The organism is Bacillus sp. 0102A (assembly GCF_036765155.1).
Classification (GTDB): domain Bacteria; phylum Bacillota; class Bacilli; order Bacillales; family Bacillaceae; genus Bacillus; species Bacillus subtilis_G.
Genome location: NZ_JBAIZW010000003.1, coordinates 182,433 through 198,120, shown reverse-complemented (window position 1 = coordinate 198,120; position 15,688 = coordinate 182,433). Strand labels below are relative to the sequence as shown.

The 15,688-nt window shown below is 42.4% G+C and carries 9 protein-coding genes and 1 pseudogene; 3 read left to right on the top strand and 7 right to left on the bottom strand.

Annotated features, from left to right (window positions below; translation table 11 throughout):
• Positions 1-44 precede the first annotated feature (44 nt).
• The gene (locus V6D41_RS09225) at positions 45-5,996 is read right to left on the bottom strand and encodes a SpaA isopeptide-forming pilin-related protein (protein ID WP_333517992.1); all 5,952 of its coding nucleotides are present in this window, start codon (positions 5,994-5,996) and stop codon (positions 45-47) included.
• 319 nt (positions 5,997-6,315) lie between these two features.
• Complete coding sequence (locus tag V6D41_RS09220; RefSeq protein WP_333517991.1) at positions 6,316-7,392, bottom strand: response regulator; 1,077 nt, start codon at positions 7,390-7,392, stop codon at positions 6,316-6,318.
• A gap of 181 nt (positions 7,393-7,573) precedes the next feature.
• On the opposite strand from V6D41_RS09220, the pseudogene V6D41_RS09215 reads away from it, so the two are divergent.
• Positions 7,574-9,511, top strand: a pseudogene (locus tag V6D41_RS09215) (sensor histidine kinase); the annotation flags it as partial.
• A gap of 72 nt (positions 9,512-9,583) precedes the next feature.
• A complete protein-coding gene (locus tag V6D41_RS09210; RefSeq protein ID WP_333518166.1) occupies positions 9,584-10,654 on the top strand; it encodes a response regulator in 1,071 nt (356 codons plus the stop codon).
• Positions 10,655-10,692: 38 nt separating this feature from the next.
• Here V6D41_RS09210 and mscL read toward each other — a convergent pair whose 3' ends face one another.
• Both mscL and fabZ read right to left on the bottom strand, forming a co-directional pair.
• A complete protein-coding gene (gene mscL, locus V6D41_RS09205) occupies positions 10,693-11,085 on the bottom strand; it encodes a large conductance mechanosensitive channel protein MscL (protein WP_333517990.1) in 393 nt (130 codons plus the stop codon).
• 77 nt (positions 11,086-11,162) lie between these two features.
• On the bottom strand, positions 11,163-11,588 hold the full coding sequence (fabZ, locus tag V6D41_RS09200) for a 3-hydroxyacyl-ACP dehydratase FabZ (RefSeq protein ID WP_003235662.1): 426 nt from the start codon (positions 11,586-11,588) through the stop codon (positions 11,163-11,165).
• A gap of 192 nt (positions 11,589-11,780) precedes the next feature.
• Between fabZ and V6D41_RS09195 the strand changes: the two genes are divergently transcribed.
• Positions 11,781-12,845, top strand: a complete 1,065-nt coding sequence (locus tag V6D41_RS09195; protein WP_333517989.1) for a response regulator aspartate phosphatase — start codon at positions 11,781-11,783, stop codon at positions 12,843-12,845.
• A 20-nt stretch (positions 12,846-12,865) separates the two neighbouring features.
• Here the strand turns inward: V6D41_RS09195 and flhP are convergent, their stop codons facing one another.
• The 3 genes from flhP to mbl form a co-directional block, all read right to left on the bottom strand.
• Entirely contained in the window at positions 12,866-13,675 is an 810-nt protein-coding gene (gene flhP / locus V6D41_RS09190) for a flagellar hook-basal body complex protein FlhP (protein WP_289348491.1), read from the bottom strand.
• A gap of 32 nt (positions 13,676-13,707) precedes the next feature.
• Entirely contained in the window at positions 13,708-14,520 is an 813-nt protein-coding gene (gene flhO, locus V6D41_RS09185; RefSeq protein ID WP_333517988.1) for a flagellar hook-basal body complex protein FlhO, read from the bottom strand.
• Between the two features lie 160 nt (positions 14,521-14,680).
• Positions 14,681-15,682, bottom strand: coding sequence for a cell shape-determining protein Mbl (gene mbl / locus V6D41_RS09180; protein ID WP_003221803.1), 1,002 nt, complete (start codon positions 15,680-15,682; stop codon positions 14,681-14,683).
• Between the last annotated feature and the right edge of the window lie 6 nt (positions 15,683-15,688).

Below are 15,688 nucleotides of genomic sequence, written 5' to 3'. Positions count from 1 at the left end.
AAAAAGCACCTGATCATTTCTTCAATGATCAGGTGCTTTCATATTTATCCCTTTCTTTGCTTCTTTCTTGAGGCAACAGCTAAGCCTCCGCCTGCCATAAGCAGCAGCATACCGATCATTACTGTCAGCGTGCTGTCCGCATCTCCGGTTTTTGGAAGGGATTTGTCTGTTTTCGAATCACCATCTGTACCATTGGTTTTCGAATGATGTCCATCTCCCTTCACATTTCCACCCGGTGTAGGTTTATCAGGGTTATCAGATTTGTCAGGCGTTGGTGTTTTCACTTTTTGGTTAGAAACAACGATCTCTACAGCTTCTGACTGTCCTTTTTCAATTGTGAATTCAATCGGTGTTTCATCCAGTTTGTAACCTTCGGGTGCCTTCGTTTCAATAAACTGATAGCTTCCCGGGGCAAGGCCTTTTACTGTGAACTGCCCCTTTTTATCCGTTTTCCAGAGTTCAGGCAGCTCTTTTCCATAGCCGTCAGTTTTTACAGGCTTGCCGCTTGCGTCCAATAACTTGAATTCAGCGCCCTTCAAAACTGTCGTTTTATCGTCTTGATCCACTTTCGTCATATTCACGTCACCTGGTGTCAATATGTTTTCAGCAGTGATTTCAACTGGTTTCGTATCTGTATTTTTGATCTTGAACGATATAGGTGTCTGGTCTAAATGATAATCTTTAGGCGCTTTTGTTTCGACAAACTGATATTCGCCAGCTTTGAGGCCATGAATCGTGATCTGTCCTTTGTCATCAGTTGTCAAGCCAGATTTCAGTACTTTGCCATTGGCGTCTGTCAGATTGAACTCCGCGCCTTGGAGAATTTTGTTTTTATCATGCTGATCCACTTTTATGAGAGCAACAAGATTCTTGGTATTAACCGCTGTTACTTTCACTTGTTCAGGTTTGCCGCCGTATTCACCCTTAATGGTGAATGACACTGGGCTTTCGGATAAAAGATATCCATCGGGCGCCTGTTTTTCAACAAATTGATAGCTTCCCGGAGCTAAACCGTCAACTTCAATGTTGCCGCCTTCTTTTGAAACTAGATCGTCTCTCACTGTTTTCCCATTGCTGTCAGTGATTTTAAATACTGCGCCGGCTAAGCCTTTTCCATCTTGATCTTGCTTCGTCAGCTGAACCGACCCTTTATAGTTCACGACGATCCCGGCCTCCGCTGGTTCCGGCTTTCCTGCTGCTGATTCAGAAATGGTAAACTCTTTTTTCTCCGTGTTTAACACATAGCCGGATGGCGCTTTCGTTTCAACAAAGGCATAGCGTCCCGGTGCAAGGCCCGAAGCCTTAACTTTTCCGTCTTTATCCGAAGTCAGCTCTTCTTGAACCGTGTTTCCTTCCTGGTCGACAATGTTGAACACTGCACCTTCAAGTTTCTGGCCTTCAGCATTTTCCTTCGTCAACTCAACAGAGCCTTTATCGTTTATGGCGATCCCGGCCTCCGCTGGGTCCGGCTTTCCTGCTGCGGAATCAGAAATCGTAAACTCTATTTTCTTGGTGTTTAACACATAGCCGGATGGCGCTTTCGTTTCGACAAAAGCATAGTGTCCCGGTGCAAGGCCTGAAGCTGTGACTTTCCCGTTTTCATCTGAGGTCAGCCCTTCTTGAACCGTATTTCCTTCCTTGTCAATAATCCTAAAGACGGCACCTTCAAGCTTCTGGCCATCGGCATCTTCCTTCGTCAACTCAACAGAGCCTTTATCGTTAACGGCAATTCCGGCATCTGCGGCTTCAGGCTTTCCTGCTGCAGATTCTGAGATGGTAAATTCTTTTTTCTTTGTGTTCAGCACATAGCCGGTTGGCGCTTTTGTTTCCACAAAGGCGTAACGGCCCGGCGCAAGGCCCGAAGCTTCAACTTTTCCGCCTTTATCCGAAGTCAGCTTTTCTTTGACGATATTTCCATCTTGATCGACAATGTTGAATACTGCGCCTTCAAGTTTCTGGCCTTCAGCATTTTCCTTCGTTAGAGAGACTTTCCCTTGGTAATTGGTCATCGCTCCTAAATTGACATCAGACACTTGATTCTTTTCATTCTTTGCGATTGAAAAGTGAATCGCTTTTGTATTCACGATAAAGCCTGCTGGAGCATGTGTTTCTGCCAAGCGGTAGTAGCCCGCCGGCAAACCATTTATTTCTACTTTGCCGTTTTTATCGGATTTGATATCTGTTCGTATGAGAGTATAGGTGCCGTCATTTGATTTTTTCTCTAGCTTGAAAACAGCACCCGCCAAAGGATTGTTGTGTTCGTCTTGTTTGATAAGCGTCACCTTGTTCTGTTGATTTACGACTTTGTACAGCGCTCCTGTCTTGGAGGAATTGCTGTCTATCTTGACAGAGACTCCTTTTGCATAAGCATCACTGATGGTATATCCGTCAGGCGCTTTTATCTCTTTTAATACGTAGGAACCGTAGCGAATATTTCCGAATGTAAGCTTCCCGCCGGAACCTATCGTACCTGTACGCAGAAGCTGCTTGGCGTCTTCAGACCATAATTGAAAGTCTGCGCCTTCTAGAGCATTATCGTCCTCACCTGTTTTAAAGATCGTCAGGCTTCCTTTTTCTCCGGATCCCGAACCGTCGCCGCTTGAAATGGAAACAAAGATCGAGCTGCTGGTTTCTTGAGTCTGCTCCTTCACATTTGTTCCAGAAATGGATACTTTATTTTTAACGTGGCCATTCGTACCGGCTATGTTAATCAGAGACCGGTATTTGATCACATAGGCACGGTCAATTTGCTTATAGCTGCCTATGAATGTCAGGACAAACGATTGTTCACCTGTTGTATTGTTGGTTTTGATGTCTAACGTGTAATCTTTGTCTTTTTGAAGCTCGACATCGCCCGCGGTCAGATTCCCGCTGCTGTCTTTGACCACACCGTTTTCATCATATTTTGCTTGATATACTTTAAAAGAATCTGCATCTAGTATTTGATTTTCGTCCGGCGTGTCAGTAACTTTTACGTCATCCAGCGTTGATTGGCTGGAGTTGACATTAATGTTCCAATCGATATAGCTTCCATTTTGTTTGCCGCCTTTGAAAACCAGGTTTCCTCCGTTCGTAACTGAAACAGAGCCCGTCAACGTGCGGTCTGCATAGCCGGCATTATAGTAGGTTGCCTTGTTTGTGTACTGGTTCTGATCTATGACCTGCCCCTTGAGTGATGTCTTAAACTTAATCAGATATGGTACAGAATCACCTGTTTTAAGGTGTACCGTCAGTGTGTGTTCATTTTTCTCTGAAGGCTCTTCGACATCATACTTGGAAGGGTCAAGTGCGTCTCCTTCTGTGATGGAGCCGTTTTTATTGATCGTATAACTCTTAACGACAACGGAACCCGGCACAAATTGCTGAGGATCTGTTATGGCATCTTTGATATAAGGATTTTTCGTCGGCTCGCCGTTATAGTTGACGCCGATTTTCCACGTGATTTCCTTTGAAACCGCGTTATATGAACCGTTTTTAAATCCATTATTTGAAGTCTGATGATTCGGCGTAAAACCGCTTGATACCTTATTCGTGCGCTCATTGCCGTTTTGATCAGTCCATGTCGACTGAGCTGTATTCTTGACGCTTTCGTTAGAATAATCGGCATTGAATGTTGTCGTATACGTGATCTTAAATTGACTGTCTGTTTTTGCATAATCCCCGATCAATGCCAAAGTAAAGCCTTTATGATCCGGTTTTTTTGTTAACGTGTAGTCTTTGTCTTTCTGCAATGTTTTGTTGTTCGTTATGTCTTGAAGCTTGAACGATTCATCAAGAAGAACCATTCCGCCGCTTTCAAATTGATCATCCAAAGTCCAATTATTCATCAAGTATTTATTTTTATTAACTGTAATCGTCCAATCAACCGTCTTCTTCTCATAATCTACGTTTGAATATCCTTTGATGAGATTCTGCTGAATGGCTATTCCGGAAGCTTCTTTTGAATCCCCTGTTCCGGTCACCACGCTGTTGGTGTATGTTGTCGATTTATCAATGATCACTCCGCTGTTGACCTTTGTTTGATATGTGATTTTGTAAGCGCTAGTAATGGTTTTATTAAATTTGACTTCAAATCCGCTTCCATTATCGATCAGCGTATAGTCCTCGCCTTCCTTTAAAGGCGTTCCCGCTTGCTCACCGCCGTTCTGCCCAAAGGCAATAGGTATAACCTTTAAAGAGTCTTTCACAAGGTGCAAATCGCCAGTTCCAAAAGAATCTTTAATGCTGGCCTTGGATTTGTCGATCTGTTTCTCACCGTAGTTGTATGAAAGAGCCCAGCTGAATGTTTGAGATTCTCCATCATAGCCGATCGATGATTTTGCGATCATTTTTCCATATTTGGCTGCAACAGTGGCTTCGGCAGAAATAGGTTCCAGGTTGTCTCCGCTGAATGCTGCCTTGTTCGTCAACGTCACATTTCCGCCCTCGCTTGGCTTTGCACTATTGTCTATGTCGGTTTCGTATACAAGGCGGTAGGCTGAATCAATTGTCCCATCAAATGTGACATTTCCTTTTGAATCAACGCTGTAGCCGGAAGAAACTTCATTTCCTTTGCTTACAGAACCATCAATGTTCACATTGAGTTCATACACTTTAACTGAACGGTAGGTTAAGCCCTCCGGAAGGCTTTCCGTGAGTTTGGCATTTTTGACTTGATCCAATTTTTTATTGACATCGACCGTCCATGTTACTTTGCCAGGGTTAATGCCTTTATCCAGAACACCTGATTTATCAATGGTTTTACTCACATTTGGCTTAAAATAAACCGTTGTTTCAGGCGTATCGGAATTCACAGGGAATGGAATCTTTTGTGTTGTCGATCCCGTTATTTTTTTCTCATTGAACTGCGTATTGATAACCAATGTGCCTTTGACATTAGAACTTTCTTTTACCTCGCCGTTAAATGTCATCACCACATGTCCGTTCGTATCAATAGAAAATGTCCCATAGGTGGTGTCTCCGGCGCTTAACGGCAGGTTCAAAATGTCATTATGCATAATAAATTCTTTAGGCAAATCAAATTCATATTTATCGCCAGCATTGATTGTTTTTCCCAAATCGTCAGGAATGGCCCAATCAATTGAAATTTTCACCGGAGAATTCGTATTGGCGCGATTGCCCTTGTCATATGGCTTTCCGTTTTCGTCCGTCAATGTCACGCCGGTTAAAATATGTTGCGTGATTTGTTTTTCTTCAGTTTGCAAGCTTTTGAAAGCTGATTGACTTGAGGATGACACTTTTTTTGAATCACCGCTCTTAGGAGCATCACTGCTCTTAGAGTCTGCTGATGGTTTTGGTTCCTCTTCTTTTTGATCCTTGCTGACTGAAGGTGCAGATTTGTCGACTGTCCCTTTCTGATCACCCGCAGTATCAGAAGAGTCGTTTTTTGGCTTTTCTGCCTCGTTATCTGATGTCTCATCTTTCTTGACAGGGATGATTACCTGCTGGGTTTTGTTCCCCCCTAGTTGAAAAAGGGCTTCTGCTGTATCTTCATTGTCTTTCACATCGGCGGTAAACGCGGCTGACAGTGTAATAGTCCCCTTGACATCAAGAGAATCCCCGGATGCAGTTGTTAATTTTACCGTCATGGTGCTGCTGCCCGCTGGCACTTGATAACTGCCGATGACCTGATCAGCAGATTTGATCTCACCTTCTGCACCTTTATCAAATGTAAAGCTTTTAGGTATCTCCACATGGATGTCCTGTTCGCTTACTGCTTCTTTATCATGTTTTAATGACCATTCATATGTCAGTGTCACTTCATCCCCCGGCGATAATGCCGGTTCGTTTCCTTTTGACCCGTCAACAACCTGCTGATTGCTGTCTTTGACTGTCACTGAATCGAAGAATTGGCTGTCGCTTGACGATACGCCCACAGCCTCCGCTGTAAGAGTATAGCTGGCAATCTGGCTGAAAAAGAATAAGATGGCCAGACTGATGATCATAACGATCCGCCCGCTTTTTTTCAGCCCTGAGGGAAAGCTCCTCTTTCTCAACTTTTCATTCCTCCCTTTTCATATCTATTTTTCACTTGCCGATTGATCCGCGAGACCATAATTCATGTCTCATCCCAAAAAATAACTGTTCATGCCGAATGAGTTTAAAAACGAAGCCGAACCAAACTACATTGTATGAAATGGAACTATACAAATTCTGTACAACTAAAAACTGAATGAATTGGAGATTTAAAGTTTCAATGGAGACGTATGGCGAGGGTTTTCGATGAAGATGACATGTACAAAAAGAAAACCAGTGTGCTTCGATAGGGCAATCGACACACACTGGCTGGATATGGATTTTTGCTATATTTATACTTTAATTAATTTGATCCTTCATTTGTTTGTAGCGCTGATATTCTTTTATCGCCTCTTCTACCTTCCCGCTTTTGTTAAATAGCTGCAGCTTATATTGCATAATTTTATGATCAAAAGGCTCCATTTTCTCGGCCTGCAGGCAAATGTCCATCGCTTGATGATCTTTCATTTCACGAATGAGAAAATCGATCAGTTCATAAGCCTTTCCTAGCCAAAGCTGGACTAGACGCGTCTTTTCCGGTTCTGCCCACAGATAGCCATGCTCCATCAGATAATGATTTTGATAAGACATGAAAAGATCCATGTGCAGATGTAATGTAGCTGTATTGAGCGGGGGCGTCTCTTTTAGTGACTGTTCCCATTCCACAACATCGATTTTTGCGCCTGAAAGTCGAAGAATATATCCTGTGTCGGTCTTCTCGATTGTTTGGCTGAAAGGGATCTGGCTGAGCAATTTCCTTATCTGATAAATGGTAGAGTAGAGTTGGGTGCTTGCTTTTGAGACATCATAATTAGGCCAAAAAAGATCGATTAGCGTGTCTTTACTGACAACACGCCCTTGATTATGAAGTAAAAAGGTGTATATTTCGCGTGCTTTTGATGTTCTCCACTTGACGGGAATGTTTGTTTTGACTTCCTTTAAGATCTGATGAAACTGCAGGTTCCCAAAACATTGGATCAAATAATGCGCCTCGGTATTTTCCATAGATGCTCTAAGCTTGTTATTCGTTCTGATTCGTTCAACAGTTGTCTCGATCCGCTTGAAATTTACAGGCTTCAACAAATAATCAATAGCATTCAGCTCAAACGCTTTGATAGCGAATTCATTATAGGCCGTGATGAAAACGACTTGGATGTTTTCATTCATCGATTGAATCGCTTCAGCAAGTTCAATGCCGTTAGCCCCCGGCATTTCAATATCAAGAAACACTGCATCTACAGCAGCAACCTCAGGATGCTCCAGAGCTTCAATCGGATCTTGATACGCCATAATAGATTGAAAGGCGTTTGTCCGTTCAAGCATATTTTTAAAGTGAAGCAATGCCAGGTGCTCATCATCAACAATTAACGCTTTCACAAAACATCACACCCTATATGTAAAATCGAGATATCAGTAAATAACTTCTATTATATCATGCCAAATTGCCCCTTTATCTGGATTCTTTTTCTTTCTATTGTAGTTTTTGAAAGTTTACATTTAAAATATTTATAAAAAATGGGAATTAAGAATGATCCTATTGGGATAAAGGAGCACTGATATGAAAGAAAAGTTCATTTTTATATCGATTATTTTTGGTTATGCCGCTTTCTTTATGATTTTTATTGGCATTGACCATTTTTCGGGATCAACACTTCCTGCGGCAAGGCATGGGGTCATGAATCTGGAAAACTGGGATTTTCAGAAGGATGGAAATGTACAGCTGAATGGAAAGTGGACATTATATCCCAATCAGCTGCTGTCGCCAAAAGAGATTTCTTCAGCAAAAGGAAAAGATCCCGTCTTCGTTGATGTCCCCAGCAATGTGAAGGTGACCAAACAGGGCATCAATGTGGATTACGGAACGTACAAGCTGATTATCAGATCAAATCAAGATAATCAGCTTTTTGGGATCAGCACGTCGTTTATTTACAGTGCAAATCGCATCTATTTCAATGGACAATTCATCGGACAGAGCGGCAGCCCTTCAAATAAACCTGATTTCACGGCGCAAAACAGACCGTATACGAGCTTTTTTACGCTTCACAAGGGTGACAATGAACTCGTCGTACAATTTTCGAACTTCGGAAAAACGCCGGGGTGGGGAATCGCAAAGCCGATTACCTTTGGAACGCAGGACCAAATATTGCGGGAAAACAAAATTTCCTTTCTGAATGATTCAATCATGATTACAGCTTTTTTCATTACCGGATTATATTTTCTGGGCTTTTTCCTGCAAAGAAAAAAGGATAAACATTTGTTGTTTTTTTCTGTTATGTGTCTTCTTTTTTCATTCATTATTCTGATGATCGGAAAAGAGCGGATTATATTTCTCCTCTATCCGTCAATTTCATTTTCATTGCTAAATTCAATGAGGGCAATCTCAACCGTATTTGTCAGTATAGCGGTTTTTCTCTATCTCTATTTTGCTTACCGGCAGATTGTATCAAAACGTTTTATTCTCATAGCCACTGTTTCTTCCGGGCTGGTCTTGATCACAGATTTTTTAACCGTGGGTTTTATCGGCCATGGCTCATACATATTACATTCTGTGCTAGCCGTTTCGACCCTGGTTTATATCACATATGTTTTTACAATTGCAGCGATTCGCAAAATGGAAGGAAGCCTGTATCTGACAATCGCTTCTATTTCAATGAGTGCTTTTGTCATTTTAACGACCATCTCCGCTTACAGCGGAAAAACAGCCTTTTCATTTAATTCGATTTATTCATTGCCAACCGTCATTGCGTTGCTGGCGATTGTTCTTCTGATGGCACAGCAATTTGCCGGCGCTTTCCGCGAAAATGAAGTGCTGTCGTGGAAATTACTCAGGATTGACCGGCTGAAGGATGAGTTTATTGCCAAAACATCACATGAATTCAGAACGCCGCTGAACAGCATTATTAATATATGCCAAACGCTGCTGGCCGGCAAAGGAAAAAGAACGATAGAAGAAGAGAAAGAAAACATGCAGCTTGTCATCCGCATGGGCTACAGGCTGTCCAATCTGGTGAATGACATTCTGGATTTAGAAAAAATAAAGCAAAGCATGCTTCAGATTCATCCGGTTCCTGTTGATATTTATACTTTAATCTGTTCGGAAATGAATTTCTACAATCTCTTGTCCAGACATAAAAACTTGAACATTATAAATCATATTCCAGCCGGCCTTCCTTTGGTACTCACGGATGAAAACCGCTTTCGGCAAATTGTAACCAATCTAGTAGACAATGCAATCAAGTATACAGCAGAGGGCCAAATTACACTTTCTGCTTCAAGACTGAACGATAACATGATCAAGGTGACAGTAACGGATACCGGAAGCGGCATTTCAGAAGCCGATTGCCAAACCATATTTGAGTCTTTTCAGCAAGCCGAAACTAATAAAGACGACGGAGCCGGTCTTGGCCTAAGCATCGTCAAACAGCTGGTTCAGCTACAAAACGGAAACATTTGGGTCGAATCGGAAGAGGGAAAAGGTTCGTCATTCCATTTCACATTGCCGATTGCTCAAAATGAACCTGTACCTGAAACAAAGAAGGGTCTTCCTGATCTACAATCCGGGATAGGTATGTCAGATATCTCTATGAGCACGCCTTATTACTCTGAGAAAATTGACGCTCCAACGATTTTGATTGTCGATGATAACATCGACGGTTTAAAAATCTTAATCGATATGCTGGAAGGCGTTCCCTACAATGTGATCGCAGTGAAAAACGGAAAGGAAGCATTAGAAGTCATCTCTTGCATGAAGCTTGATTTGGTTATTTTGGACTTAATGATGCCGGATATGACTGGTTTTGAAGTCTGCACGAAAATTCGTGAACGATTCAGCATGGTTGATCTCCCCGTTCTGATGATTACAGCAGCCATTATCGGCCATGACAAATACAAGGCTTTTCATGCCGGAGCGAATGACATTTTGCAAAAACCTTATCATTACTCTGAATTTATGGCGCGTATCAAAAACCTGATTATGATGAAACATACAGCAAATCAAGCCACAAGAATGGAAATGGCATTTCTCCAATCGCAAATAAAGCCTCATTTTCTTTACAATGTATTAAACACGATCATATCTCTGAGTCATTTGGATATTGAAAAAGCGCGGGAGGTAACAGAGGAATTTACTAACTATTTAAGAATGAGTTTTGATTTCCAAAATACATCTGCCATCAGTACATTCAAACATGAGCTTTCTATTATCAGCTCCTATCTTTCAATAGAAAAGACGCGCTTCGGCGATCGGCTTGAGGTTCTTTTCGATATAGACAAAGACATGGACTTTATCCTTCCGCCTTTAATGATTCAGCCCTTGGTAGAAAATGCCGTTCTTCATGGCGTCAGCAAGAAAAGACGGGGAGGATGGATCAAGCTGACAGCTAAAAAACAAAGCGAAAACGAGTATTACATCAAAGTAGAAGATAACGGAGCAGGCATGGCTCCCGAAAAACGAAAAGATCTCTTATCTTCGGATTTCGATCGCAGTGTCGGATTGAAAAATATCAACCAGCGGCTGAAACATTTTTGCGGAAGCGAATTGAAGATCAGCAGTACTCCAGATGCCGGCACCTCTGTTTCAATGCTCATTCATCTCGCTGAAACAACGGAAAGCCCCGCAGCATTAAGTGAAAGAAATTGAAAATAAAAAAGACTGCCGTTTCAAAACGGCAGTCTTTTTTATTCCGGCGACCTTGTTTGCTGCTTCAGCAGGTCCCTGATTTCTTTCAGCAGCTCCTCTTGAGCATCCGGCGCTTCCGCCGCCGCTTCTTCTTCTGCTTCTTTTTTGCGCCTTAATCCATTTAAAATCCGAATCACAATAAAAATGGAAAACGATATGATTAAGAAATTCACAATCGTCTGTATAAAGCTGCCGTACTTCACTACAGCATCGCCAAATGTAAACGAAAGGTTTGAAAAATCAAGCCCTCCCAGCAGCAAGCCCACCAAAGGCATGATGATATCATTGACTAGAGATGTGACGATCTTCCCGAATGCGCCGCCTATTACAACACCAATCGCGAGGTCAACGATGTTTCCGCGCATGGCAAAGGCCTTAAATTCATTCCACATACAATCACCTGCTTTTCTCATGTTTTGAAAGAAAAAAAGACAAATGTGCGTGCCGCTGCCCATCTGCCTTTTTTCATTTACTCTCCGAGAGCAAAAGTCAGTTCGACTTCGCAAACGACTTCGCCATCGACTGTAGCAACGCCTTTTCCGCGCCCGATTGTTCCGCGCGCACGAGTGATTTCCACTTCGAGATGAAGCTGATCACCAGGCTTGACTTGTTTTTTAAACCGGCAATTATCAATGCCTGCAAAGAATGCCAGTCTGCCGCGGTTTTCTTCTTTAATCAGCATCGCAACAGCTCCGACTTGAGCAAGCGCTTCTACGATTAACACGCCGGGCATGACCGGATACTGAGGAAAATGTCCGTTAAAGAACTCTTCATTTGCGGTTACATTTTTATAGCCTTTTGCCCGTTTGCCCTCTTCAACTTCCGTAATCCGGTCTACAAGCAAAAACGGATAACGGTGAGGAATAATTTCTTTAATTTGCTGAGTATCAAGCATTCTCTTGACATCTCCTTCATCTGCATTAGTATGTATAGCAATCATCAAAGATCCATTCTGTACATTTGAAAAGTATATTATGAATTAAACTCTTTTTCAACAGGCGCTAAGATGTAACCAACTGTCAATGAGAGCCGTCAATAGTTATGATATGATAATTATAGATTTTACCAATAGCAAAGAGGTAGGAAAATGATTTCGAAGTTTATTGAAAAAAGGATGCAAAACATGTTAGACGAGTGGTATTCCGCAATAAGCAAACGCAAAATGAATCACGTTTGCTCAGTGAAAGAAAAAATTGACCAGCACCTTCCGAAGTTCAAAAAGAACACAAAACTTTGGATGCGTTATCAATTGTTTCAGGCCCGCCATCAGCTGCTTTTTGAAAACCAGAACGGACTTGATGCATTGTTCGATGATCTATACCGTCTGGAAGACAAAATGGATGATGAATTGAAATATTATCTGTATTTTTTCTCAGGATTATACGAAATGGTCAAAACAGCTCCGAAACATGCAGTGAATCATTTTAAAAAAGCTGAACAGTACCTGGCCGCCATCCAAAACACGTTTGAAGCCGCTGATTTATATTATCAAACTGCCGGCGCCTACTACTTGATGAAATCACCGCCGCTTTCCATCCAATACGTCAAAAAAGCATTAGACATCTATTTACAACAATTCGGCTATATCAAAAAGGTGATCACCTGCAAACTTTTGCTTGCCGTTAATTATATTGATCAAGAACGGTATGAAAAAGCGGAGCAGCTTTTCGAAGAAATCATTAGGAAAACCCGGCAATTACATGACGAAAACCTGCTATGCCATGCTTATTATAATCTTGGCTTTTTAAAAGCGACCGAAAAAAAAGACCAGGAAGCGCTTCTTTACTTTACAAAAGTATTAAAGAATCAAGCATTTGAAACGAATTCTCCAGTCTCGTATCTGCACTGTGTGTACGAATCTGTCAGAGCGCTTTTTAAAACAGGACAGATCACAGAAGCGAAAGCCATCCTGCAAAAAGGGAAAGAATTATCTGAAAAGGTAGACATTCAAACCATTTATTTAAAATTAAAAACGCTTGAGGCGCTCTATACATCAGTTGAAGACCCCTATGATCTGCTGCTCGAATATGTGCTTGAGTTAGAAAAAATTGAAGCTTGGGTGGATTTAGAAGTGCTTTTAGAAGACATCACGGAATACTACAAAAAAAAGGACGATTTCGAAAAAGCCGCTTTTTTTATCATGCGCGGCTGATTGAAAACGCCCATTTCTTATTATCTGACTGAATTAATTAAACCGAGCATTTGATCTCCCATTGTAATCGTTCTGCTGTTCAGCTGATAGGAACGCTGGGACGTGATCAAATCTGTCATTTGTTCTGAAATATCAACATTGGACATCTCAAGCGAGCCCTGCTGCATGCCGATGTCCTGTCTATTAGCGCCATTCAGCTCTTCAAAAGCTGCCGCATTATCAATAGAGAAAAGGTTATTCCCTTCCGATTTCAGCTCTTGAGGGTTATTCACTTGGACAACTCCGAGATTAAACCGCTGGACCGCGTTTCCGTCAGATGCGGTTAAGGTGCCGGTTTCATTGATGGTGATATTTTTCATTGAGCTGTCGATGTTCACTGTATTGCCGTTTTCATCAAGCACCGGATGCCCATTTCCAGTAACGAGCTGAAGCTGGTTGGCATTCGCAGCTGAAGGCGTTACATACAGCGCTCCGTCCCTCGTGTACTGGCGGTTTCCATTTACGTTCACCTGAAGATATTGGTATGGAGACGTAAACGCGATATCCAGGTCGCGATCCGTCTTCTGAATGCTTCCCTGATCAGACACAAGGCGTGAATTCATCATCGCCCCAACGCCAAGGCGCAAGCCGGGCGGTGTTTTTCGGGCTTTTGCCACGTCCTCATTTTTTTCATCAACCTGATCGAATTGCTGTCTGACAAGCTCAGAAAAATTCGTATCTTTTGCCTTATAGCCGGTTGTGTTGCTGTTTGAAAGGTTGCTGCTGATTGTGTCAATTTGCTGCTGTAGCTGGTTTAAGGTTGTTGATGCCGTTAGCATTGACCTGAGCATAGTTGATGTCCCCCGTTTTTTCTTCCGTTATCTTAGATTTTTCCGATTTCATTGGCTGCTTTATCCATACTTCTATCGTAAGCCTGAATCACCTTCTGATTGGCCTCAAACGATCTGTACGCTTCAGTCATTTCTGTATAGGCGCTTGTCACATCCACGTTTGAAAGCTCAGAGACGCCTTGGTTTAATGAATAGGATACCTGGTTATTTCCAGCTGCGCTTGGCAGATCATTGCCGTCCGCCGTGCTGTACAAATCATTTCCGTCCCGTTTCAGATCGCGGACATCCTCCGCCATTCTGACATCAATCTGGCCGGCTGTCCGCCCGTTTGTTGTGACAGTACCGTTTTCAGACACAGTGAAATTCTCATTATCAACAGTGATTGGCTGGCCATCCGTTGATAATATAAGATTTCCATTGATCGTCAGCTGATTATTCTCATTTAGTGAAAATGTGCTGCTTTTTGAATAACGGATTCCGTCCGCTGTCTGAACCGGATAAAAAAGTGCCGCGTTTTCATTGGTTTCCGCATGAACCGGCACTTGATTTTCGACCAATGTGATGTCTGTAGGCTGATCTGTGGACTTAAGGCTTCCCTGTGTGAAAAGAGGCTTAAGTTCCTGCATATACACACCGGTATTCACAGAACCGATTTCTGTCTTCGATGTTCCGGCCGGAGATTTTGATTCTATTCTGCTGAGCAGCATTTCAGGAAAGGCGCGCATGGAGCCTTGTTCTGCTTTATATCCTGATGTATTGGCATTTGCGATATTATTTGAAAGCATTTCCGTTCTGCGCTGCTGGGCAATCATTGCGGATGTTGCTGTATATAATCCTTTTAACAAATTTCCCACCTCTAAAATGGCATTTTTTCCAGTTGTCATATAGGAACGTTCGTTCTATAATAAAAATCAGTATTTTATCCTATTATCGTCATTTATTATCCATTCGTGAAGGCTTTTTCATAAAAAAACCTCATTCTTTTTCAGAATGAGGTTTGTGAAATCAGCTTAGTTTGCGTTTAGGAAGCTTGTCCATATTATCAAGCATGACACCTGTGCCGATGGCTACGCAATCCATGGGATTTTCAGCGACGAGGACCGGTACCTTCAGCTCTTCTGCAAGCAGCTGGTCAAGGCCGTTTAAGAGCGCGCCTCCGCCGGTAATGATAACACCGCGGTCAATAATATCAGCGGAAAGTTCAGGCGGTGTTCTTTCAAGCACTTGTTTCGCAGCCTGCACAATAACAGCGACAGATTCACGAAGGGCTTCTTCAACTTCTTTACTGTTTACTGTAATTGTTCTTGGAAGACCGGAAACCATGTCCCGCCCGCGAATGGAAATTTCCTCGTGACGTGCGTCTGGGAAAACCGTTGCGACTTTAACCTTAATATCTTCCGCAGTACGTTCGCCGATCAGCAGCTTGTACTCGCGTTTGATGTAATTTAAGATTTCCATGTCAAACTTGTCCCCAGCCATTTTAATAGAAGAGGAGGTGACAATATCGCCCATTGAAATAACCGCGATATCCGTCGTCCCGCCTCCGATGTCTACAACCATGTTACCGCTTGGCTGGAATATTTCCATACCCGCGCCGATAGCGGCAACTTTAGGTTCTTCTTCAAGGTACACATGTTTACCGCCGCTTTTTTCTGCAGCTTCTTTGATTGCTTTTTGCTCAACGGATGTAATATTCGTCGGGCAGCAAATGAGCATGCGCGGTTTTGAGAACAGGCCTTTTACATTCAGCTTGTTAATAAAATGCTTGAGCATTGCTTCTGTTACTTCAAAATCAGCGATAACTCCGTCTTTCAGCGGGCGAATCGCAACAATATTCCCAGGTGTACGTCCAACCATTCGTCTTGCCTCTTCGCCAACCGCCAGCACTTTGCCGCTGTTTTTATCAAGTGCAACTACGGAAGGTTCATTCAAAACAATTCCTTTACCTTTAACATGGATCAGTACATTTGCAGTACCGAGGTCAATACCAATATCCCTTGCAAACATCTATTT